This is a genomic window from Lentzea sp. NPDC005914 (assembly GCF_040629405.1).
Taxonomy (GTDB): Bacteria; Actinomycetota; Actinomycetes; order Mycobacteriales; family Pseudonocardiaceae; genus Lentzea.
The window spans coordinates 40,657-60,997 of sequence record NZ_JBEXVQ010000051.1; the positions used below are offsets into that span (position 1 = coordinate 40,657).

A 20,341-nucleotide genomic window follows, 5' to 3' on the forward strand; every position below is an offset into this window, starting at 1 on the left:
CTAAAGCTTGGACACGGTTGTTCACCGGAACAATTGACGCTTCACAGAGATGGCGGCCAGTAAAGGATACGAGTGACGGGTGGCGTGCCCGGAGTGCCCGTGGTAACCAATGCGCGCTCCACCTGTGCGGGCGTGGCGGCGTTGTTGAACTGCAGATAACGAGCGGCGACACCGGCCGCGTGCGGTGCGGCCATCGACGAACCGCTGAGCGTCGCGGTCGCCGTGTCGCCGGTGTTCCAGGCGGAGGGAATGTTCATGCCCGCTGCCCAGATGTCCACCAGTGGGCCGAAGTTCGACGACGACGACTTGGTGTCGGTCGGCGTCAACGCACCCACGCAGATCACCTGGGCGACCCGTTGCGGCGACGAGTTCCCGGGGTCGGAGTTGCTGCCACCGGCCGCGACCGTGTACGAGACGCCCGAGTCGATCGACTTCTTCACCGCGGTGTCCAGCGCCGCGGAAGCGCTGCCTCCCAATGACATGTTCGCCACGGCCGGCTTGACGGCGTTCGCCGTCACCCAGTCCACGCCCGCGATGACGCCGGAGATCGTGCCGCTGCCCTGACCGTTCAGCACCCGCACGCCCCAGACCGTGGCCCGCTTGGCGACGCCGTACTTCGTGCCCGCCGCGATACCGGCGACGTGCGTGCCGTGCCCGTTGTCGTCCTGGGCGACCGCGTCGTTGTCGACGGTGTCCCAGCCGTTCTTCGCGCGCCCGCCGAAGTCCGTGTGCGTGACGCGGATTCCCGTGTCGATCACGTAGATGTTCACGCCCGCGCCGGTGCTCGTGTAGGAGTACTTCTGGTCCAACGGCAGTGCGCGCTGGTCGATCCGATCCAGCCCCCACGGCGGGCTGAGCTGCGTGCCGTTCGCGTGCACGATCCCGTCACGCTCCACATGGGACACGTTCGGGTCGGCCTTCACGGAACGCAGCTGCGCGGCGGTCAGGCGCGCGCTGAAACCGGTGAAAACACTGGTGTACCGATGCTCGACCGTGCCAGCGAAGGAAGACACGGCTCCGTCGCGCATCACGACGATGTAGGACGAGGTGGCCGCGGACGCCGGGGCGACCACGACCGCTGCCGCCAGGGCGGCGACTGCCAGCAGGGCTCTCACAGGGGTTCCTTTCATTGCAGGGCAGGAAAAACGGCCCCGGCTCGCAGGGAGCCGGGGCCGCACATCAGGGGAGATCAGCTGGTCGACGGCCAGTACAGGAGCCTGGTCGTCGTGCCGGGACCGGGGTTGGTCACCTTGCCGTTGGTGGCGTTGGAGGTGATCGCGGCCGAGACCTGCGCGGGCGTCACGTTGAAGTTGCCCTGCAGGTAACGGGCCACCACGCCGACGACGTGCGGGGTCGCCATCGAGGTGCCGGAGATGGTGTTGGTGGCCGTGTCGCTGGTGTTCCACGCGGAGGTGATGTCGCGGCCGGGTGCGAACACGTCCACGACGGGGCCGTAGTTGGAGAACGACGACCGCGCGTCGTTGCGGTCGGTCGAGCCGACGGTGATCGCCGCCGCCACCCGTGCGGGCGAAGTGTTGGCAGCGTTGGTGTTCGAGTTGCCCGCCGCCACGGCGAACGTGACACCACGCGTGATCGCGCCCTGCACGGCGCTGTCGAGCGAGGCGTTCGCGCCGCCACCGAGCGACATGTTGGCCACCGCGGGCTTGACGTGGTTCGCGGCCACCCAGTTGATGCCCGCGTTCACGCCGGCGAGCGTGCCGGAGCCGTTGTTGTCGAGCACGCGCACCGCGATGATGTTCGCGGCCTTCGCGACGCCGTACTGCGAGCCCGCGATGGTGCCGGCGACGTGCGTGCCGTGGCCGTTGCCGTCCTGCGCGACCGCGTCGTTGTCGACGAAGTCGCGGCCGTTCTTCGCACGGCCGCCGAACGTCTGGTGGCTGATCCGGACGCCGGTGTCGATGACGTAGGCGTTCACGCCCGCGCCGGTGGTGTTGTAGCTGTAGCGCTGGTCGAGCGGCAGGTTGCGCTGGTCGATCCGGTCCAGGCCCCACGACGGCGGGTTGACCTGGGTGGCCTGGATGCTGAGCACCTGGTCGCGTTCCACGTACTCGACCGAGGGGTCAGCGGCCAGTCTGCGTGCCTGGGCGTCGGACATCTTGACCGAGAAGCCCTTGAAGGCGGCGTCGTACACGTAGCCGATCTGACCGCCGAAGCGTGCACCGAGAGTTGCGGCACTCGCGGTGACGCGGTTGTCCTTCATCTTCACGACGAAGCTGCCGGGGATGTTCTGGACGCCCTGGAAGGTGAGGATCTCACCCACGGCCGCCTGCGCGGGCGACGCGAAGGCAGCGATCATGACCGCCGCACCCAGCAGGGTTGCTGTCTTGCGCATTGCGTAGTCCTGTTCGTCGCAGGGGTGATCAGGAACCCAATCGAGACTATTGGCGGCGTAATAGGCCCGATATCTGAACTTTCCGGGTTTGCCGACGGCCCGAAACCGCCGATCGGCTGTACCGCGTTCCCTTTGCTGCCGATAGCCTTCCGAACTTGACTCCGGGAACGGAGGTGTGATGCTCACGATTTACCCACCGCGCGAGGAGCTCGCCGACCTGTTGGTGACGGGTCCGTTCGCGGACGCGTTGCGGGTCGCGATCCAGGTGCGGGGTCTCAGTCTCGAACGGCTGCAACACCGCCTGCGAGTGCGTGGCGCGCCGATCAGCGTGACAGCGCTGAGCTACTGGCAGTCAGGTCGCCGCAGACCCGAACGGCCGGAGTCGCTGATGGCGCTCGCCCATCTGGAGGACGTCCTCGGGCTGCCGGAGACCAGTCTCAGCAGACTGCTCGGCCCGCCACGGCCGCGCGGGCGTTCACGCAGGCGGGAGCTGTCGTCCCGGGCGCCGTGGGACGGTTCCGGGCTCGTGCTGACCGCACAGCACGACAGGGTGGACGTCGCGCCCTGCGGCGGCGTGCGCGGTGTCCGGTCGCGCCAGGTCATGCAGGCGACGTCGGCGGGCGTCGACCGCTGGATCCTGTGCCACGAGACGGGTTCCGCCGAGGTGCTGCCCGCGCTCACCGCGGTCCGCTCGTGCCGGGTCGGCAGGGTCGCGAGGGAACGCACCAACGGCGTGCTCGTCGCGGAGTTGTTGTTCGACGACCCGATCTCTCCCGGTGACTCGGTCGCGATCGAGTACGAATTGATCTATCCACATCCGACGGTCGAGCACACGCATTTCCGGCGGTTCGGCGAACGCGTGCACGACTACGTGCTGGAGATCAAATTCCCGGCCGGCTCCCCGCCCGCTTCCTGCGAGCAATTCGCCTCCGGTCCAGCGGGGACGGAAATGTTCGGCGGCGCACGCCCGGCCCCGGTGGACACGTGGGGTTACGCGCACGCCGCCGCGCTCGACTTCGGTCCCGGCCTCTACGGAATGCGCTGGACCGCGGCCGCCAGAGCCTCGGGGTCGTCGAGCCAGGGGAAGTGACCGGCGCCGGGCTGCACGACGAACTGCGCGCGCGGGAACAGGTCCGCGTACTCCTGCGCGCGCTTGGGCGGTAGCACGACGTCGAACTCGCCCGCGAGCAGAAGCGTTGGCACGTCGAGGTTCTTGAGCGCGGCACGCACCTGCTCGGAGTCGAACGCACCCTCGGCGTAGTACTCCTGCGCGGCCTCATCGTTGCGCGGGTGGTCGTCGAGCGCCCGCGCCGCGTCGTCCCAGCGGCCGTGCCAGAACGGGGCGGCCTTCGCGAACGCCTCGGGCGTCGCGTTGCCGGCCCAGATCTCCTCGAACCCCTTGATCGCTTCGGCGTACCAGGCCTCGCCGTCTCGTTGCAGGGCGAGCTCACGGCGGTCCTCGTCGGTGACGTCGATGCCGACGACCCGCGGACTGGGCGTGATCAGCACGATTTCCTCGACGTACTGCGGGAACCGAGCGGCGTAGAGCAGCACGAGGGTGGCACCGGCCGAGTGCCCGAGCAGCCGGACCTGGTCGAGACCGAGGTGCTGCCGGAGCGCTTCCACGTCGTCGACCTGACGGTCCGCCCGGTAGGTCTCCTTCGGCGCCTCCCCGGAGTCGCCGGTCCCGCGCAGGTCGAGCCGCAGCACGTGTTCCAGCGGAAGTCCGGCGATGTAGGACGAAGCCTGCATCGCCCCACCCGGAAGGCAGATCAGCGGATCCGCTCCGGACGGGCCGTGGTAGGCGAGGGTGATGCCGTCGAAAGTCTTGAAGAACCCCATGCCGCGCAGTGTGTCAGTAGGAACGTGGCAATTTCAGGCTGTTTTGCGCGACGAAGTTGAGGACCATCTCCCTGCTGACGGGTGCGATGCGGGACAGCCGGGACATCCCGAGCATCGACGCCAGCCCGAACTCGGACGTCAGCCCGTTGCCGCCGTGGGTCTGGATCGCCTGGTCGACGGCCGCCGCGATGGCCTCGCCCGCCGCGTACTTGGCCATGTTCGCGGACTCGCCCGCCTCCTTGTCGCGGCCGGAGTCGTAGAGCGCGGCCGCTTTCTGCGTCATCAGCCTGGCCAGCTCGATCTCGATGTGGATCTTCGCGAGCGGGTGCGCGAGGCCCTGGTGCGAGCCGATCGGGTTCTCCCACACCTTGCGCTGCTGGGCGTAGGTGACGGCCTTGTTCATCGCGAGCCGCGCCGAACCGGTGGCCATGCTCGCGCCCATGATCCGTTCGGGGTTGAGGCCCGCGAACACCTGCAGCAGACCCTGGTCCGGCGATCCGACGACGGCGTCGGACGGCAGCCTGACGTCGTCGAAGAACAGCGTGAACTGCTTCTCCGGCACGACGAGGTCCATCTCGATCTGGTGCCAGGTGAAGCCCTCGGCGTTGGTCGGGACGACGACCAGCACCGGCCCGGTCTTCTGGATCGCGACCACGAGCACGGCGTCGACCTCGTCGATGCCGGAGATGAACGTCTTGGTGCCCTTGAGGATCCAGTCGTCGCCGTCGCGCTTCACCTGGGTCTTCAGCTGGTGCGAGTTGGATCCCGCGTCCGGTTCGGTGATCGCGAACGCCATCTTGAGCGTCCCGTCCGCGAAACCGGGCAGCCACTTGGACTTCTGCTCGTCGGTGCCGAACCGCGCGATCACCGTGGCGCAGATCGCGGGTGACACCACCATGAGCAGCAACGGACATCCCGCCGCGGCCAGCTCCTCGCACACCGCCGCGAGGTCACCGATGCCACCGCCACCGCCGCCGTACTCCTCGGGCACGGCCACGCCGAGGTAGCCGAGCTTGCCGGCTTCCTCCCACAGTTCGGTGGTCTTCTCCCCCGACTTGGTCTTGGCGAGGAAGTACTCGGTGCCGTACTTGGCGCCCAGCTCGGAGACCGCCTTGCGCAGCGCGACCCGCTCTTCGGACTCGACGAAGCTCATGATTCGTCTCCACTCTTTTCGGCTACCACTGCCAGAACGTCGCCGGCGTTGACCTGCTGGGCTTTCTCGACGAGGAGCTCGGTGACGGTGCCCGCGTTGTTCGCGAGCACCCGGTGTTCCATCTTCATGGCTTCCAGCACGAGAAGCTCTTGTCCTGCTTCGACCGCGTCGCCCTGGTTGACGCTGACCCGCACGACCGTGCCGGGCATCGGCGCGATGGTCGCGCCCGGTGCGAGCTTGGTCTCCGGTTCGGGAAAGCGCGGCACGACCTTCAGCGACACCGAGCCTCGCGGCGAGTCGACCTCGACCAGATCGCCGTACCTCGCTACCCGGAACGGCGTTGTGACGCCGTCCAGGTCGAGCGTGACGGTGTTCCCGGTCGCCTGCTTCGGGTCGTACTCGACCTCGATCTCGGTGTCCCCGAACAGGAACTTCGCCTTCGGCTGCTGCGAGCAGACGTTGCGCCAGCCGAGCGGCAGGTGCCCGATCCTGCGGGTGGCCGCCTCAGCGAGTGCCGCGGCGAGCGCAAACGGTTGCGGGTCAACGGTCCGGGTGAAGTCGTGCTCGGCCAGGAACCCGGTGTGCGTGTCACCGTTGAGGAAAGCGTCGTTTCGGAGGATGTCGACGAGCAGCTGACGGTTCGTGACCAGACCGTGGATCTGCGCGCTCTCCAGTGCCGTCGCGAGCTTCCGGGCGGCCGCCGCGCGCGTCGGTGCGTACGCGATCACCTTGGCCAGCATGGGGTCGTAGAAGACCGAGATCTCCGACCCGTCCTCGACACCGCTGTCGAGCCTGACGTCGCCTGGGACCTCGAACCTGTGCAACGTGCCGCTGGCCGGGCGCCAGTCGTTCGCGGGGTCCTCGGCGTACAGCCGGACCTCGATGGCGTGCCCCTGCGGTTGCGGGGTTTCCGACGGCAGCCTGGCACCTTCGGCGATGCGCAGCTGCCATTCGACGAGGTCTACGCCGTAGACCAGTTCGGTGACCGGGTGCTCGACCTGCAGGCGCGTGTTGACCTCCAGGAAGTGGAAGTCCTCGCCCTTCAGCATGAACTCGACAGTGCCCGCGCCGACGTACCCGATCGACTCGGCCGCTGCCGTCGCCGCGGCGAACAAGCGCTTGCGGACGTCATCGGTGACCGCGGGACTGGGTGACTCCTCGACGATCTTCTGGTGCCTGCGCTGGATCGAGCACTCGCGTTCGCCCAGCGCCCACACCGTGCCGTGGGTGTCCGCGAGGATCTGCACCTCGACGTGCCTCGCATGCTCCAGCAACGGTTCGCAGAACACCGTCGGGTCGCCGAACGCCGACTCGGCTTCCCGGCGTGCGCTGGCGAGTGCTTGCTCGAACTCCTTGCGTTCGCGCACGATCCGCATACCCCGGCCGCCACCGCCCGCCGACGCCTTGATCAGCACCGGGAACTCGGCCACGGTCTCGGGGTCGAGTTCGGGCAGCGTCGGCACACCCGCGGCGGCCATCCGCTTCTTGGCGGCGACCTTCGAGCCCATGGCCTCGATCGAGTCCGGCTCCGGGCCGACCCAGGTCAGGCCCGCCGCCTGCACCTTCCTGGCGAAGTCGGCGTTCTCGCTGAGAAAGCCGTAGCCGGGGTGGACGGCGTCCGCTCCCGCCCTGGTGGCCGCCTCGACGATCAGGTCGGCGCGGAGGTAGGTCTCGCTCGGCGTCGCACCCGGCAGGTTGACCGCGAAGTCGGCTTCCCGGACGTGCGGGGCGCCGGCGTCCGGGTCGGAGAACACCGCGACCGTGCGGATGCCGTTGTCCTTGCAGGTGCGGATGATCCGGCGAGCGATCTCGCCGCGGTTCGCGATGAGGAGTGTCTTGATCACTTTGCGCTCACATCCGGAAGACGCCGAAGCCGTCGGCGCCCTTGATCGGTCCGCTGTGGACAGCGGAGAGACAGATCGCGAGCACGGTCCTGGTGTCGCGAGGGTCGATCACGCCGTCGTCGTAGAGCTTCCCGGACAGGAACGGCGCCAGCGACTGCTCCTCGATCTGCGCCTCGACCATCTTGCGCATGGCGGCGTCGTGCTCCTCGTTGTACTCCTGCCCCTTCGCGGCCGCCGCCTGCCGTCCGACGATCGACAGCACGCCGGCGAGCTGCGCGGGGCCCATCACGGCCGACTTGGCGTTGGGCCAGGTGAACAGGAACCGCGGGTCGTACGCCCTGCCGCACATGCCGTAGTTGCCGGCGCCGTAGCTGGCGCCCATGGTGATCGTCAGGTGCGGGACTTTGCTGTTGGACACCGCGTTGATCATCATCGAGCCGTGCTTGACGATGCCGCCCTGCTCGTACTGCGCGCCGACCATGTAGCCGGTGGTGTTCTGCAGGAAGACGAGCGGGGTGTCGCTCTGGTTCGCGAGCTGGATGAACTGCGTGGCCTTCTGCGACTCCTCGCTGAACAGCACGCCGCGCGCGTTCGCGAGGATGCCGATCGGGTAGCCGTGGATCCTGGCCCAGCCGGTGACGAGGCTGTTGCCGTACAAGGGCTTGAACTCGTCGAACTTCGACCCGTCGACGAGCCGCGCGATGACGTCCCTGGGGTCGAACGGGACCCGCTGGTCCTCGGACACGATGTCCAGGATGCTGTCGGCGTCGAACTTCGGCTCTTCGACCTCGTGCGGCTCCGGACCTCTTTTGCGCCAGTTGAGCCGTGCGACGACCCTTCTGGCGAGCCTGATCGCGTCGGTCTCGTCCTCCGCCACGAAGTCCGCGAGCCCGGACGTGGCGCCGTGCATCGTGGCGCCGCCGAGCGACTCGTCGTCCGAGTCCTCACCGGTCGCCATCTTGACCAGCGGCGGACCGCCCAGGAACACCTTCGACCGGTCCTTGATCATGATCACGTAGTCCGACATGCCCGGCACGTACGCGCCACCGGCCGTCGCGTTGCCGAACACCGCCGTGATGGTCGGGATGCCCGCAGCTGACAGTCGCGTGAGATCGCGGAACGCGCGTCCGCCGGGGATGAAGATCTCGCTCTGCGTCGGCAGGTCCGCGCCGCCCGACTCGACCAGGCTGACCAGCGGCAGCCGGTTCTGCAGCGCGATGTCGTTGGCCCTGAGGCTTTTCCTGAGCGTATAGGGGTTGGATGCCCCGCCGCGGACCGTCGGGTCGTTCGCGACGATCACGCACTCGACGCCCTCGATCCGCCCGATGCCGGTCACCACGCTCGCCCCGACCGGGAAGTCGGTGCCCCACGCGGCCAGCGGTGACAGCTCCAGGAACGGGCTGTCCTCGTCGATGAGCAGCTCGACCCGTTCGCGCGCCAGCAACTTGCCCCGCTTGTGGTGCCGCTCGACGTACTTCGGCCCACCTCCCGCGAGCGCTTTCGCGTGCTCGGCGTCCAGCTGCGCGATCTTCGCGAGCAGCGCCTCCCTGTTGCCCATCAGGCGAACCCCAATCGTCGTGCCGCGAGCTCGGTCATCACTTCACTCGCCCCGCCCCCGATACCGAGGATGCGGGCGTCCCGGTAGTGACGCTCCACTTCGGACTCCCGCGTGTACCCCATGCCACCGTGCAACTGCACCGCCGCGTCCACCACGAACGAACACGCGTCCACGGCGGCGTTCTTGGCGAAGCAGACCTCCGTGATCACGTCCTCGCCCCGGTTCACCCGCACCGCGATCTCCCGCGTGTACGTGCGCGCGAGGTCGATCCGCTGCGCCATCTCGGCGAGCTTGTGCCCGACCACCTGCCGCTTGATCAACGGCTTGCCGAACGTCTCCCTGTTCCTGGTCCACTCGACGGTCAGGTCCAGCGCCCGCTGCGCCGTCGCGTACGCCTCGACGGCCATCGTGACCCGCTCGACCTGGAACTGCCGCATGATCTGCACGAACCCGGCGTTCTCCTCGCCGACGAGGTTTTTGGCCGGCACCCTCACGTCGTCGAAGTGCAGCTCCGCGGTGTCGCTGCAGAGCCAGCCCATCTTGTCGAGCCTGCGCCGCGTGAACCCGTCCTCGATCACCAACAGCGAGATGCCCTGGTACCCCGGCTCTCCCGTCCGCACCGCCGTCGTGACGAAGTCCGCGCGGCATCCCGACGTGATGAACGTCTTGGTGCCGTTGACGATGTAGTGATCGCCCTGCCTGACGGCCTTGGTCTGGATGTTCGCGACGTCCGAGCCCGCACCCGGTTCGGTGACCGCGAGGCTGCCGATCTTCTCGCCCCTGATCGCCGGCTTCGCGAACCGCTCGATCAGGTCCTCGTTCCCGCTCTGCCAGATGTGCGGAATCGCGATGCCGTGCGTGCACAACGCCGCGATCAGCCCGCTCGACCCGCCCGCCTGGATGATCTCCTCGGTCAGCACCGCCGAATCCAGCAGGTCGCCGTCCTCGAACCCGATGGCCAGCAACCCTGTGGCGGCGGCCTTCTTGTGCAGCTCGCGCGGAACCTCGCCCTGCTGCTCCCACTCGGCGATGTGCGGCACGATCTCGTTGCGCGTGAAGTCCCTGACGAGCTGCCGAAGCTCCTTGCGCTCGTCGAACAGATCCTTCGTGATCACAGCAGCTCCTCCGGGATCTCGACTTCCCTGCTGCGCAACCACTCGCCCAGCGCCTTCGCCTGCGGGTCGAACCGCGTGCTGCTGGCCACGCCCTCACCGAGCAGCCCGTGCACCACGAAGTTGAGCGCCCTGAGGTTCCTGAGCTCGTACCGGCTGACCTCGTTGGCTTCCGGCAGCAACTCCTTGAGCTTCTCAGTGGTGAGAAAGGTGTTGAGCCACTCGTACGCCTCGTCCGTGCGAACCCAGACTCCGAGGTTCGCGTCCCCGCCCTTGTCCCCGCTGCGCGCTCCGGCGATTGTCCCCAACGGCCTCTTCACAGCAACACCGCCTTGGCGCTGACCTCGTCACGATTCACATAGGCCGCCTTGTACACCCCGAACGGCGTCCCGTCACCGGGCGGCGCCGTCACGTGGAACCCGGGATAGCTCGCCAGCGCCAGCTCGATCGCGGCCCGGCTGAACCCCTTGGCTCGCTTGGGGTCCGCGGTCTTGATCGTGACGTGCAACAACGCACTGGCTCGTTCTTCGGTGTCCGCGTCCTGGTGATCGGTCCTGGCGAGCGTCCAGGTCAGCCCTTCGTCGCCGATGGCCTGACGCAGCTGCCTCTGGACGAGGTCGGCCTTGGCTTCGACGTCGAGTCCGGTGAGGACGAACGTCGTGGCGTTCCTGAACCCGCCCAACGTGTTCAGGCACACCTTCAACGTGTCCGGCGGCGGACTCCCCTTGGTTCCCACGATCCTGACGCCTCGCTCGTGCTGTTCGAGCCTGATCGTGTCGAAGTGCGTGGTGACGTCCGGCCCCAGGTACTCCGGCGCCCCGATCTCGTAAAGCAGTTGGGCCGTAACGGTGTCGACCGTGACCGCCCCGCCCGTGCCGTCGTGCTTGGTGATCAGGCAGGACCCGTCCTCGTCGATCTCGGCGATCGGAAACCCGGGCCGGGCCGCGTCGATCTCGGTGAAGAACGAGTAGTTCCCGCCCGTCGCATGCGTCCCGCACTCCAGCACGTGCCCGGCGACCGTGGCCCCGGCAAGCCTGTCCCAGTCATCTCGCGCCCACCCGAAGTGCGCCGCGGCCGGCCCGACCACGAGGCTCGCGTCCGTGACCCGGCCGGTGACGACGACCTGCGCGCCCTGGTTCAGGCACTCGGCGATCTCCCACGCGCCCAGGTAGGCGTTGGCGGTCAGGGCATCCGGGAACCGCGCCTTGAGGTCGTCGCCCGTGACGTACCCGACCTTGGCGTCCAGCTTGCGTGCCAGTCCCTCGGGGTTGAGCCCGCCCGCGTTGACCACGATCTTGACGCCCTTGTCGAGCGCCAGCGCCAAGCAGTCCTCCATCTGGCGGAGAAAGGTCTTGGCGTACCCGAGGCTGGAGTCCTTCATCCGGTCGCGGCCGAGAATGAGCATGGTCAGCTCGGCCAGGTAGTCGCCGGTCAGGACGTCGAGCTCGCCGCCTTCGAGCTGCTCGCGCATGGCGGACAGGCGGTCGCCGTAGAACCCGGACGCGTTGCCGATCCTGATCACCGCTCGCCTCCCCAACCAGCCCCAACCAACTGGTTGGTCCGCCTAACCAACCGGTCAGTCCGCATAACCAACTGGTTGGTCAGCTCAACCAACCGGTCAGTTCCGCCAACCAACCAGTCAGTCTGACCAACTAACTGGTTGGTCTGCCTAACCAACTGGTCAGTCCGCCCAACCAGCCGGTTGGTTCGCCCCACCACCCTGCGCACCCTCACCGGCCACCTCCGGGCGGCCCCGCAAAGGCTTGCGCGATCGGCACCCACTCCTCCGCCACCGGCCCCACAGCCTCGACCGCCAACTCCTTGCGGTTCCTCCGCTGCGTGACCAGCCAAGCGAAGTCCAACGCCGGCCCGGAAACCCGGTTCTCGGCCCCCTCAGGCCCCCACGTCCACAGCTCGCCGCCCGGCCCGGTCAACTCCACCCGAACCTCAGCCTCAGGCACCGCCAGCCCGTTGAGCAGAAACGCGAACCCCATGGTCCGCACCCCGATGTGGCACACGTGCTTCAACCGCGAAGTCGGCGACCGCACCACCCCGAGCGCATCAGCGACGTCCTGCCCGTGCGCCCACGTCTCCATGATCCGCGCGGTCGCCATCGAGGCCGGGCTCATCGGCGGCCCGAACCACAGGATCTTCCCGGAGGCAGCGGCCAGGTGCTCCTGCAGCGCGGCCCGGCTCGCACGCCACAACGACAGCAGGTCCGGCAGCGCGGCCGCCTCGGCCGCGGTCCGGTCCACGATGTCGCCCGCCAGCGGCTGGGCCTTGAAGGCCTCGGGGTCGGTGATGGCGAGGATCGCTGCCTTGTCCGTCCACATGAGATGGCCGATCTGGTGCCCGATCGTCCACCCCTCGGCGGGCGTCGGCAGCGACCAGTCGGCGCCGTCGACGAGCGCGTCCAGGTCCCGCGACTCGGCGTCCAGGTCGACCAGCAGTTCGGTGATCACAGCTGCTCCTCCAGCATCCTCGCCCAGTAGCGCACGACGTGCGCCCGGCGCTTGGCGTCATCGGCGAGCTGGTTGGCGAGCGCCAGCCCGCGCACAAGATCAAGGGTTGCCTGCACCGCGTCCTTCACACCTGGCTTGGTGTCGTCGACGTCGAGCAGCTCCAACGCCAGGCCGTACACCTCGCGTCCCAGGCGCGCCTGCAGCTCCAGCACCAGGACGCGCAGGTCCGGGTCCGTGCGCGCCGCCACCCACAGCTCGAGGGCCGCGGTGAACAGGTCGCTGGCGTGGAAGTCCGCGATCAGCTCGACCACGGCGTGCGTGCTCTTGTCCGCGATCGCGGCACGCCGCTTGAGCACCTCGACGCTCTCCGCGCCCACGTGCGCCACGGCCGCCGCCACCAGTTCGCCGCGCGTCCGGAAGTGGTGCAGCTGGGCGCCGCGCGACACGCCGGCCCGCTCCGCCACCTCGGTCGTCGTGGTGCCTGACCAGCCACGTTCCACCAGGCACTCGACCGTCGCCTCCATCAGCTTCCGCTTGGTCCCCGCGCTGCGGTCGGCCTGGCGCTGCCTCGTCTCCACGGCCTCGAGTGTTCCGGCCCACAAACAAACAGTCAAGCCTGCTTGTAAATTCCGGCAGTCAGCTGACCAGGTAGCAGGACTTCACGACGTTGAGGAGCGGGTCGCCGCCGAACGCCGCTCGCGTGCACGGCGCCGGACTGGTGAACGTCTTGTACGCATACGAGCCGTTGCGCCCGAACGCGACAGTCTGCACACCGCTGAAGGAGCAGGTTCCGTTCTCCACCGCGCATTCCCTCGGGAAGCCGGAGGGTGTGCCCGTCCAGGCGTAGCAGGCCTTCAGGACGCCGATGAGCGGGTCGACGCCGAACGTTCCCTGTGAGCACTTCGCCGTCCCGCCAGACTGCGTCGCCCAGTACGAACCCCTGGCGCCGAACGCCTGCAGACCCGCGACAGGGCACGTGGATCCCTCGTACACGCACGCCGTCCACGCGCCCGCCGGAGCGTCCGGCAGCACGTAGCAGGACTTCACGACGCCGTACAGGGGATCGGAGCCGAACGAGGCGACACTGCACCTGGCACTGCCGCTGACCGTCATGAACCGGAACGCGCCGTTCAGACCGAACGCGACCGCGCGCCTGCCGTCCACCCGGCAGACTTCGTTCTCGGAGCCGCAGCTGGTCGCACCGAACGGTCCACCGGCGGGGGCGAGGTAGCAGTACTTGAACACGTTCGGCGTGGGGTCCTTCCCGAAGGTGGCGATCTCGCACCTGGCCGGACCGCTGATCGTCCGGTACAGGTAGGCGCCCGCGCCGAACGCGAGCACCTGCGTGCCGGTCGGGGTGCAGGCCTGGCCCTCCGCGGCGCACAGCGTGTAGCCGGGCGGCAGCAGGCCGGGCAGCACCCCGGCGTCGAACGGCTGGGGCCGCACGACGCCGGTCGCGATCACGGTGTAGGTGCCGCCGCCCGCTCCGGTCAGGTAGACGTAGTTGCCGTCTGCCGAGCCGCCGGTGATGCCCCCGCCCGGCTGGAACCTTCCGTCACTCCACACGACGGCACCGTTCACGGTGACCTTGACCGAGGAGGAGCCGTAGGTGGGGACACCGATTCGTCCCGCGGTGCCGGCCGCTGCGGTGAGCGTCGAGGTGAACGTGCCCGGCCGGTAGTCCCAGGTGCCCCTCACCTCACCGCTTGGCGTGGTGATGTTGCCTTCCGCGTGGGCGAGGTCGCCGAGGTGCGGCACGAAGTCGTAGTGCGTGGCACTGGTGGGGTTCAGCCCCAGCACCAAGAACGTCAGCACGTTGGTCGGGCCCGTGGCCCAGCCGTGCGAAGCGCTCGCGTACGAGCTGCGGTAGTACTCCGATCCGTCGTAGTTGTAGTTCTCCCAGAACGTGCTCTTGGTGCCATTCGGGGAGTTGAGCATGAAACCCCACTGCCGACGCATCAACGTCAGCGCGTCGGCGTCGTTGTTCGCCATCAGGCGCGCGATGAGCTCCATCGAACCGGTGAACGTGCCGATCAGGCCGGGGAACTCCGGCGTGACCGCTCCGATGTCGGTCCAGTTCGCGGTGAGCGCCCTCACGATCGAGGCATTCTTCTCAGGGCTGTCGGTGAGCTCGAACCAGACGGCCATCGAGTTGCCGTCCTGCGGGTGCAGGTCGGAACCGGGGATGTCGCGGTACAGACCGGTCGCCGGGTTCCACAGTCTCGCGTTGGCGGCGGTCTTCACCGCTTCCGCACGCTGCCGCCACGTGTCGGCGTACGCCGACACGCCCAGTCCGTCGGCGATCTCCGCGGCGGCGATGAGCGCCCCGTACAGCAACGCGTTCGCCGTGATCTTCTGCCCTGTGCCCCACTGCCGGCCCCAGTCGGCCTGTGCGGTGACGTTCAGCAGTCCGGTGCCGTCGACCTTCGCCAGGCTGAAGTTCAACGCTCGGACGTACTTCGGCCAGACCGACCGCGCCCACGCGGCGTCGCCGGTGTAGCGGTAGTACAGACCGGTCCCCACCAGTGTCCACAGGTGGTAGGTGTCCGAGTTGTACGTGTCCCCACTGGCCGGGTCACCGATCTCCGGCCCGGCGTACGGAAGCATGCCGTCGGCCCGCTGCAACCCGTACAGCACGTCGAGCCCGTTGCGAGAGGACCTCATGTCATTGAGCGACGCGTACGCGGTGCGGAGCGCGACGCCAAGATCGCCCGGCCACACCGTGCGGTCGCGTTTCGCACCGTCGGTGAGAACGCTGGTGCCGGCACTGACGACGGCGGAGTTCTGCCAGCCGGGGTTCGGGGCGAACTTCGACCGGCCCGTGTCGGGTGCGATGGTGTTGGTCTGCACCGTGTACGCACCGGCGTACCAAAGCTTGTTGATCAGGTCGTCATCGGAGCGGAAGTAGTTCGGGTAGTCGCGGGGATTCGGGCGGTCGGGATCCGGCGTGAACTGCAGCGTCACGTCGTCGACGTCGACCCAGCCGTCACTGCCGAGGAACAGCGTCAGATAGCGGAATCCACCACGCAGCTTCTCCTTGGGCATTGTGTAGGCGCCGGGACCGCTGACTGCGGCGAAGATCGCTCCATCCGAGCCGAAGTGCTGACTGCTCGCGTCGCTGTTCACCCCGACGTGTGCGGCGGTTTCGGAAAACGCGAGGCCGATCTGCCGGCCGGGAGCGCTCGCGCCGGCGAAACCCAGGCTGACCAGGCCGCCGACCTCCTTCTCGAAGTCCAGCACAAGGGAGGAGTTCGCACCGGAGAACCGGGCCGTGCCACCGGTGACGAGGTTGCCGGGGTTGGTCACGTCGCCTGTCGTCCGGTAAACCGAGACGGGTTTCACCGATCGTGACGCGGGGGCGAAGTTGTTGGGATCCGCCGCAGCCGGGGACTGGGCGGATTGCGCCTTGGCTCCGGGCACGATGATAAAGGCCAGCAGAAGCACACAGACCCACATGCGCACCATGGGTCCCCCTTTCCACACCCTGGCGCCGCCGGAGAATTCGGGCAGGAAAAAGAAGCGGACGCACTGATCTCCGTCCGCCACCCCCGCCCATTCCGGCGGATCGCGAATATTCACTCGAATGTCGTAAACCCGTATGTGCCATGCATTGTCAAAAATTGTTCCGCACTTGATAGTGCATCGGAAATATCGCGTTCGGCAACAGGGCTTTTGTATTCGGGTGCGCTTTCACCGGGATGCGCTAGTGTCCGCAGGCGATGAGCACAGTTGATCGACTCAGGGCCGCCGGCTGCGTGTTCGCCGAAGACGAAGCCGCACTCCTCCACGAAGCAGCCACCTCGCCCGAGCACCTGGAAGAGATGGTCGTCCAACGAGTCGACGGGCTGCCGCTCGAGCACGTCGTCGGCTGGGCCGAGTTCTGCGGGCAGCGGATCACGGTCACCAAAGGCGTGTTCGTGCCGCGCCACCGCACCGAACTGCTGGTAGACCTCGCCACCGACCTGAACCCGGAACTAGCGGTCGACCTGTGCTGCGGCTCGGGAGCGATCGGCGCGGTCCTCCAGCACAGGCTCCCCGACGCCACCGTCTACGCCGCCGACATCGACCCCGTGGCCGTGGCGTGTGCGCGCAAGAACCTCACGAACGTGTTCGAGGGCGATCTGTTCGACGCCCTGCCCACACACATAAGAGGACACATCGACGTAGTGGTCGCGAACGTGCCGTACGTGCCCACCGACGACATCCGGTTCATGCCACCCGAAGCGCGCGACTTCGAGGCACGAGTGGCGCTCAACGGCGGCCCGGACGGCCTGGACGTGCTCAGAAGAGTCGCGGACCAGGCCACGAGCTGGCTGCGGCCCGGTGGCCACCTGATGAGCGAGACGAGCGAGCGCCAGGCACCAGAAGCACTCAAGGCCTTCACCGCGGCCGGACTCGACGCCAAGCTCGTGACCAGCGAAGACGCCACCGCCGTACTAGGGCGCCTGGCGAAGTAGCCGCCAACTCCGTACGATGTACGGTATGTCGTACGACGAGGTCATGCAGTGGTTCACGCGCTGGGACGAGCTGGCAACAAGCGGCGACGTCGAGAAGATGGCCGACATGGCGCTGTTCCCGATCAACACGGTCACCGACGGCTCGGCGACGTCGTGGGACCGGGAGCGGTTCCTCACCGAGATGGGGGCTCAGCTCGGCGGTGACGTGAAGATGGAGTCCACCAGGACGCCGCACTTCATCAACGACAACCTGGTGTTCGTCATCACCGACGGAACGATCAACGGGATGACCGTGCGCTACGGCGACCTGCTCACCAAGGTCAACGGCGAGTGGAAGTTCCAGACGATGGTCCAGGGCGGCTGGGGCTAGAACCGGGACCAGTCCCTGGGTGCCGGCCACACGATGCGGGCCGACACCCAGGGAGGAACCCGTGTTCGCAGTGACCCTCGCCCTCATCGCCGCCACCCTGCCGGCACCTCAGGGCAGAACGCTGACGGTCGGGCCAGGCGCCCAGTACGCGACACCTCAGGCAGCGGCCGACGCGGCACGCCCCGGCGACACCGTCGAGATCGCACCAGGCACCTACGGGAACGGCCTGACGGTCAAGCGCGGCGGCATCACGTTCCGCGGCAACGGAAACGTCACCATCAAGCCGAAACTCACCATCAACGCCAACGATCTCACGTTCGAGAACCTGACCTTCCAGGGTTCTGACAGGTTCGGCGCGTACGCCGACGGCCGCAGCAACCTCACCTTCAGGAACTTCGGCGTCAGCGGCTCCCAGGACGGCGGCCTGGTGCTGCTCAACACCTCGAACGTCCTGATCGACGGCTGCGAGATCAAAGGGACGAACGCCAGGGGCACCAAGGCCGACCACGAGGCGATGACCATTGCCGACGGCTCGCGCGATGTGGACGTGAAGAACTGCCACGTCCACGACAACGGCGAAGAGGGCATCGACGTCAAGTACACCGAGAACGCCCGCGTGAAGATCCACGACAACATCGTGCGCAACAACCGCGGCCCCAACATCTACGTCGACTCGGCCACGCACGTCGAGGTCTACAACAACATCTCCAGCGGCACGAAGAACGAGACCAAGTCCGGCATCGCCCTCGCCGTCGAGGACTGGTCGGACACCCGCCTGCTCGACAACGTCAAGGTGTACAACAACATCTCGTACGGCAACGCGCAGGCCGGACTGAGCATCTGGGTGCAGTCGAGCGGAACCGTCAGCAACGTGCAGATCATCAACAACACGTTCTACGGCAACAAGAAGGGCAGCATCAGCTTCGACGGCGACGAGTACGCCGGAGCGAACATCCTGCGAAACAACATCTTCGAGCGTCAGACGGGCCACGAAGCGTTCAAGGCGGACCACAACTTCGTCGGCGAACCCGGGCCTCGGACGATCGACGCGGGGTCGGCGGAGGACGCACCGGCGTTCGACATCGAGGGCAACCCACGACCTCGCGGCAAGGCGCACGACATCGGCGCCCACGAGCGGTGAAAGCAGGAAGGACACCCTGGGGAAGAGGGTGCCGACCGCGGAACTTCAGAGCAGGGTGAGCTGTTCCTGATCAACGCGAGGAGCAGGCACACCCACCGGAAGGCTGCCATCGGGCCACACACCGTCGTCGTCACCAGGAACACCGGTGACGGCGTCGGTGGACCGGCCACGCGGCGCCAGCCCGTGCTTCTCGATCAGCGGAACCACCCGCGCCGTCAACCGAGCGCGGTACCGCTTGTCCACATAGGACCCGTTCCCGTACAGATACCGGTACGTCTCGACGAGATCGGGGTGCTCCCGGCGAAGCCAGGCCGCGAACCACTCCCGCGCCCCAGGCCGCAGGTGCAACGGCAGCACGGTCACCCCGGTCGCTCCGGCAGCCGCGATCTGCTCCAGCAGGAAGTCGAGCTGCTCAACGGAATCCGTCAGCTCGGGCAGCACAGGAGCGATGAACACCCCGCACGGCAACCCGGCTTCCCGCACCTTCCGCACCAGCTCCAGCCGGGCGGCGGGCGTCGGAGTGCCGGGTTCCAGCGACTTGTGCAGGTCGCGGTCCATCAACGCCAGCGAGATCCCGATCCCGACCGGCACGACCTCAGCCGCGGCAGCCAAGAGCGGCAGATCACGGGCCAGCACGGTCCCCTTCGTCAGGATCGAGAAGGGGGTGCGGGAGGCGGTCAGCGCTTCGATGATCCCTGGCATCAAGGCGTACCGCCCCTCCGCCCGCTGGTACGGGTCGGTGTTGGTGCCCAGCGCGACGTGCTCCTGCTTCCACTTGGCGGAACGCAGCTGACGCGACAGCACCTCCCCCGCGTTGACCTTGACGATCAACTGGGTGTCGAAGTCGTGCCCGGAGTCCAGATCCAGATATGTGTGGGTTTTCCGGGCGAAGCAGTTGTGCGAGACCACGCCGTTCGCGATGAAGTCACCGGTGCCGGTCGTGATGTCGTACAACGGCATCTCGTCAAGCGGCTCCACGGACACCACGCCCAGCGGCTGCTGCGACTTGATCGCCACGCCGTCGATGTCGCGCTTGCGGGTGATCGCCGGGTCGACGGTGTGGAAGAAACGCAGGTTCTCCCGCAACCCGCCACGCAGTCGCACGACCCGGACGCCACGACGGCGCCGCAGCTCCTCGATCGCGAAGTCGAAGTGGAAGTGCTTCAAAGCCAGGCAGATCGCTTCGAGCACGACCGCGTTGCGCGTCGACATCCGCAGGATGCTGCGCGAGCAGGTCCCGAGGTAGTCGAACGCGCCGGCCAGGAATCCCTTGAGCCAGTCGGGGTTCGGGGCTATCTGCCAGTGCGCGAGCTCGCGCACTTGGTGCAGAAATCTCCTCCCTTCTCGCACACCGAAGTAGTCGAGATACTCCTGTGTGCGCTCCATGGCCTCTATGTCGGCCAGGGGGATGCGGAAGTCCTGCTCGTCGTCCACCATGCCGCGCAGGTAGCCGCGGCGGTAGTCGTCGGTCACGACGGGCTGCTCGACGAAAGCCCCCGTGCCCATCAGCTTGTTGCCGGTCGTGAGGTGCGGACGGCGGCCCGTGCCGGCGGTCTCGCCGGTCACGTGCTTCCAGCCGCGGTCGGTGAGGAAGCGATGATCGCCGGACGCGACCACCGACGTGCCGTCCTCGAGCGTCAGCCGGTACGCGACCTTGCGCGTCTCCCAGTGCGCGAGGACGGTGGTGAGCTTGTAGCGCCGGTAGTTGCCGACGAGCTCGGTGCCGTAGATCTCGTCGCCCACCTCCAGCGACGACAACGGTTTGGTGCGCCCGTCGCCCATGAGGATCGGAGTGTCGCCGGCCAGGCAGTAGGTGCAGGCGTGTGAGCAGCCCCGATACGGGTTCACGGTCCACGAGAAGGGCAACGACGACCCCGGTACTCCGTTGAGCACGGATTTGGCGCGGACCTCGTGGAACACCACGTCCGCGAACTCAGGAGTTCGTACGCTGCGCACCAGTCCCGGTAGCCCAGGTAGTGCCTGCTGCGGCTCTGCCTCGAGTTTCTGTCCGTCCCATCGCACACCTAGATTCGAACACATGTTCGAACA

At 67.6% G+C, this 20,341-nt stretch carries 15 protein-coding genes and 1 pseudogene; 4 read left to right on the forward strand and 12 right to left on the reverse strand.

Features of this window, described 5'->3' with window-relative positions:
- Positions 1 to 41 precede the first annotated feature (41 nt).
- Together ABZ345_RS43220 and ABZ345_RS43225 are read right to left on the reverse strand one after the other, a co-directional pair.
- A complete protein-coding gene (locus ABZ345_RS43220; RefSeq protein WP_359860867.1) occupies positions 42 to 1,115 on the reverse strand; it encodes a S8 family peptidase in 1,074 nt (357 codons plus the stop codon).
- A 74-nt stretch (positions 1,116 to 1,189) separates the two neighbouring features.
- Positions 1,190 to 2,353 carry a S8 family peptidase gene (locus tag ABZ345_RS43225; RefSeq protein WP_359860869.1) on the reverse strand — a complete coding sequence of 388 codons (1,164 nt, stop codon included), beginning with the start codon at positions 2,351 to 2,353 and terminating at the stop codon, positions 1,190 to 1,192.
- Between the two features lie 178 nt (positions 2,354 to 2,531).
- Between ABZ345_RS43225 and ABZ345_RS43230 the strand changes: the two genes are divergently transcribed.
- Complete coding sequence (locus tag ABZ345_RS43230) at positions 2,532 to 3,443, forward strand: hypothetical protein (RefSeq protein ID WP_359860871.1); 912 nt, start codon at positions 2,532 to 2,534, stop codon at positions 3,441 to 3,443.
- Here ABZ345_RS43230 and ABZ345_RS43235 read toward each other — a convergent pair.
- From ABZ345_RS43235 to ABZ345_RS43275, 9 genes and pseudogenes are all read right to left on the reverse strand, one after another.
- Entirely contained in the window at positions 3,383 to 4,195 is an 813-nt protein-coding gene (locus ABZ345_RS43235; protein WP_359860873.1) for an alpha/beta hydrolase, read from the reverse strand. The genes ABZ345_RS43230 and ABZ345_RS43235 overlap by 61 nt on opposite strands.
- 13 nt (positions 4,196 to 4,208) lie before the next feature.
- A complete protein-coding gene (locus tag ABZ345_RS43240; RefSeq protein ID WP_359860875.1) occupies positions 4,209 to 5,348 on the reverse strand; it encodes an acyl-CoA dehydrogenase family protein in 1,140 nt (379 codons plus the stop codon).
- Entirely contained in the window at positions 5,345 to 7,192 is a 1,848-nt protein-coding gene (locus tag ABZ345_RS43245; protein ID WP_359860877.1) for a biotin carboxylase N-terminal domain-containing protein, read from the reverse strand. Before ABZ345_RS43245 ends, ABZ345_RS43240 begins: the two co-directional genes overlap by 4 nt.
- A gap of 7 nt (positions 7,193 to 7,199) precedes the next feature.
- The gene (locus ABZ345_RS43250) at positions 7,200 to 8,750 is read right to left on the reverse strand and encodes an acyl-CoA carboxylase subunit beta (RefSeq protein WP_359860879.1); all 1,551 of its coding nucleotides are present in this window, start codon (positions 8,748 to 8,750) and stop codon (positions 7,200 to 7,202) included.
- Positions 8,750 to 9,865 (reverse strand): acyl-CoA dehydrogenase family protein, encoded by a 1,116-nt coding sequence (locus ABZ345_RS43255; protein ID WP_359860881.1) that lies wholly within the window; start codon positions 9,863 to 9,865, stop codon positions 8,750 to 8,752. Before ABZ345_RS43255 ends, ABZ345_RS43250 begins: the two co-directional genes overlap by 1 nt.
- Positions 9,862 to 11,333, reverse strand: a pseudogene (locus tag ABZ345_RS43260) (acyclic terpene utilization AtuA family protein). Before ABZ345_RS43260 ends, ABZ345_RS43255 begins: the two are co-directional and overlap by 4 nt.
- Positions 11,334 to 11,592: 259 nt before the next feature.
- Complete coding sequence (locus ABZ345_RS43265) at positions 11,593 to 12,324, reverse strand: TIGR03084 family metal-binding protein (protein ID WP_359860883.1); 732 nt, start codon at positions 12,322 to 12,324, stop codon at positions 11,593 to 11,595.
- A complete protein-coding gene (locus ABZ345_RS43270) occupies positions 12,321 to 12,902 on the reverse strand; it encodes a TetR/AcrR family transcriptional regulator (RefSeq protein WP_359860885.1) in 582 nt (193 codons plus the stop codon). Before ABZ345_RS43270 ends, ABZ345_RS43265 begins: the two co-directional genes overlap by 4 nt.
- A 58-nt stretch (positions 12,903 to 12,960) precedes the next feature.
- Positions 12,961 to 15,630, reverse strand: coding sequence for a hypothetical protein (locus ABZ345_RS43275; protein WP_359860887.1), 2,670 nt, complete (start codon positions 15,628 to 15,630; stop codon positions 12,961 to 12,963).
- A gap of 413 nt (positions 15,631 to 16,043) precedes the next feature.
- Here ABZ345_RS43275 and ABZ345_RS43280 point away from each other — a divergent pair, with 413 nt between their 5' ends.
- From ABZ345_RS43280 to ABZ345_RS43290, 3 genes are all read left to right on the forward strand, one after another.
- The gene (locus ABZ345_RS43280; RefSeq protein WP_359860889.1) at positions 16,044 to 16,781 is read left to right on the forward strand and encodes a putative protein N(5)-glutamine methyltransferase; all 738 of its coding nucleotides are present in this window, start codon (positions 16,044 to 16,046) and stop codon (positions 16,779 to 16,781) included.
- 25 nt (positions 16,782 to 16,806) lie between these two features.
- A complete protein-coding gene (locus ABZ345_RS43285; RefSeq protein WP_359860891.1) occupies positions 16,807 to 17,151 on the forward strand; it encodes a nuclear transport factor 2 family protein in 345 nt (114 codons plus the stop codon).
- Between the two features lie 61 nt (positions 17,152 to 17,212).
- Positions 17,213 to 18,292 carry a right-handed parallel beta-helix repeat-containing protein gene (locus tag ABZ345_RS43290; RefSeq protein ID WP_359860892.1) on the forward strand — a complete coding sequence of 360 codons (1,080 nt, stop codon included), beginning with the start codon at positions 17,213 to 17,215 and terminating at the stop codon, positions 18,290 to 18,292.
- A 45-nt stretch (positions 18,293 to 18,337) separates the two neighbouring features.
- Here the strand turns inward: ABZ345_RS43290 and ABZ345_RS43295 are convergent, their stop codons facing one another.
- Complete coding sequence (locus tag ABZ345_RS43295) at positions 18,338 to 20,332, reverse strand: intein-containing Rv2578c family radical SAM protein (RefSeq protein WP_359860894.1); 1,995 nt, start codon at positions 20,330 to 20,332, stop codon at positions 18,338 to 18,340.
- Between the last annotated feature and the right edge of the window lie 9 nt (positions 20,333 to 20,341).

Coding starts and splice junctions, on each gene's coding strand:
- ABZ345_RS43225 (WP_359860869.1), bottom strand. CDS start 2,353: ATGCGCAAGACAGCAACCCTGCTGGGTGCGGCGGTCATGATCGCTGCC.
- ABZ345_RS43230 (WP_359860871.1), top strand. CDS start 2,532: ATGCTCACGATTTACCCACCGCGCGAGGAGCTCGCCGACCTGTTGGTG.
- ABZ345_RS43235 (WP_359860873.1), bottom strand. CDS start 4,195: ATGGGGTTCTTCAAGACTTTCGACGGCATCACCCTCGCCTACCACGGC.
- ABZ345_RS43240 (WP_359860875.1), bottom strand. CDS start 5,348: ATGAGCTTCGTCGAGTCCGAAGAGCGGGTCGCGCTGCGCAAGGCGGTC.
- ABZ345_RS43250 (WP_359860879.1), bottom strand. CDS start 8,750: ATGGGCAACAGGGAGGCGCTGCTCGCGAAGATCGCGCAGCTGGACGCC.
- ABZ345_RS43280 (WP_359860889.1), top strand. CDS start 16,044: ATGAGCACAGTTGATCGACTCAGGGCCGCCGGCTGCGTGTTCGCCGAA.
- ABZ345_RS43285 (WP_359860891.1), top strand. CDS start 16,807: ATGTCGTACGACGAGGTCATGCAGTGGTTCACGCGCTGGGACGAGCTG.
- ABZ345_RS43295 (WP_359860894.1), bottom strand. CDS start 20,332: ATGTGTTCGAATCTAGGTGTGCGATGGGACGGACAGAAACTCGAGGCA.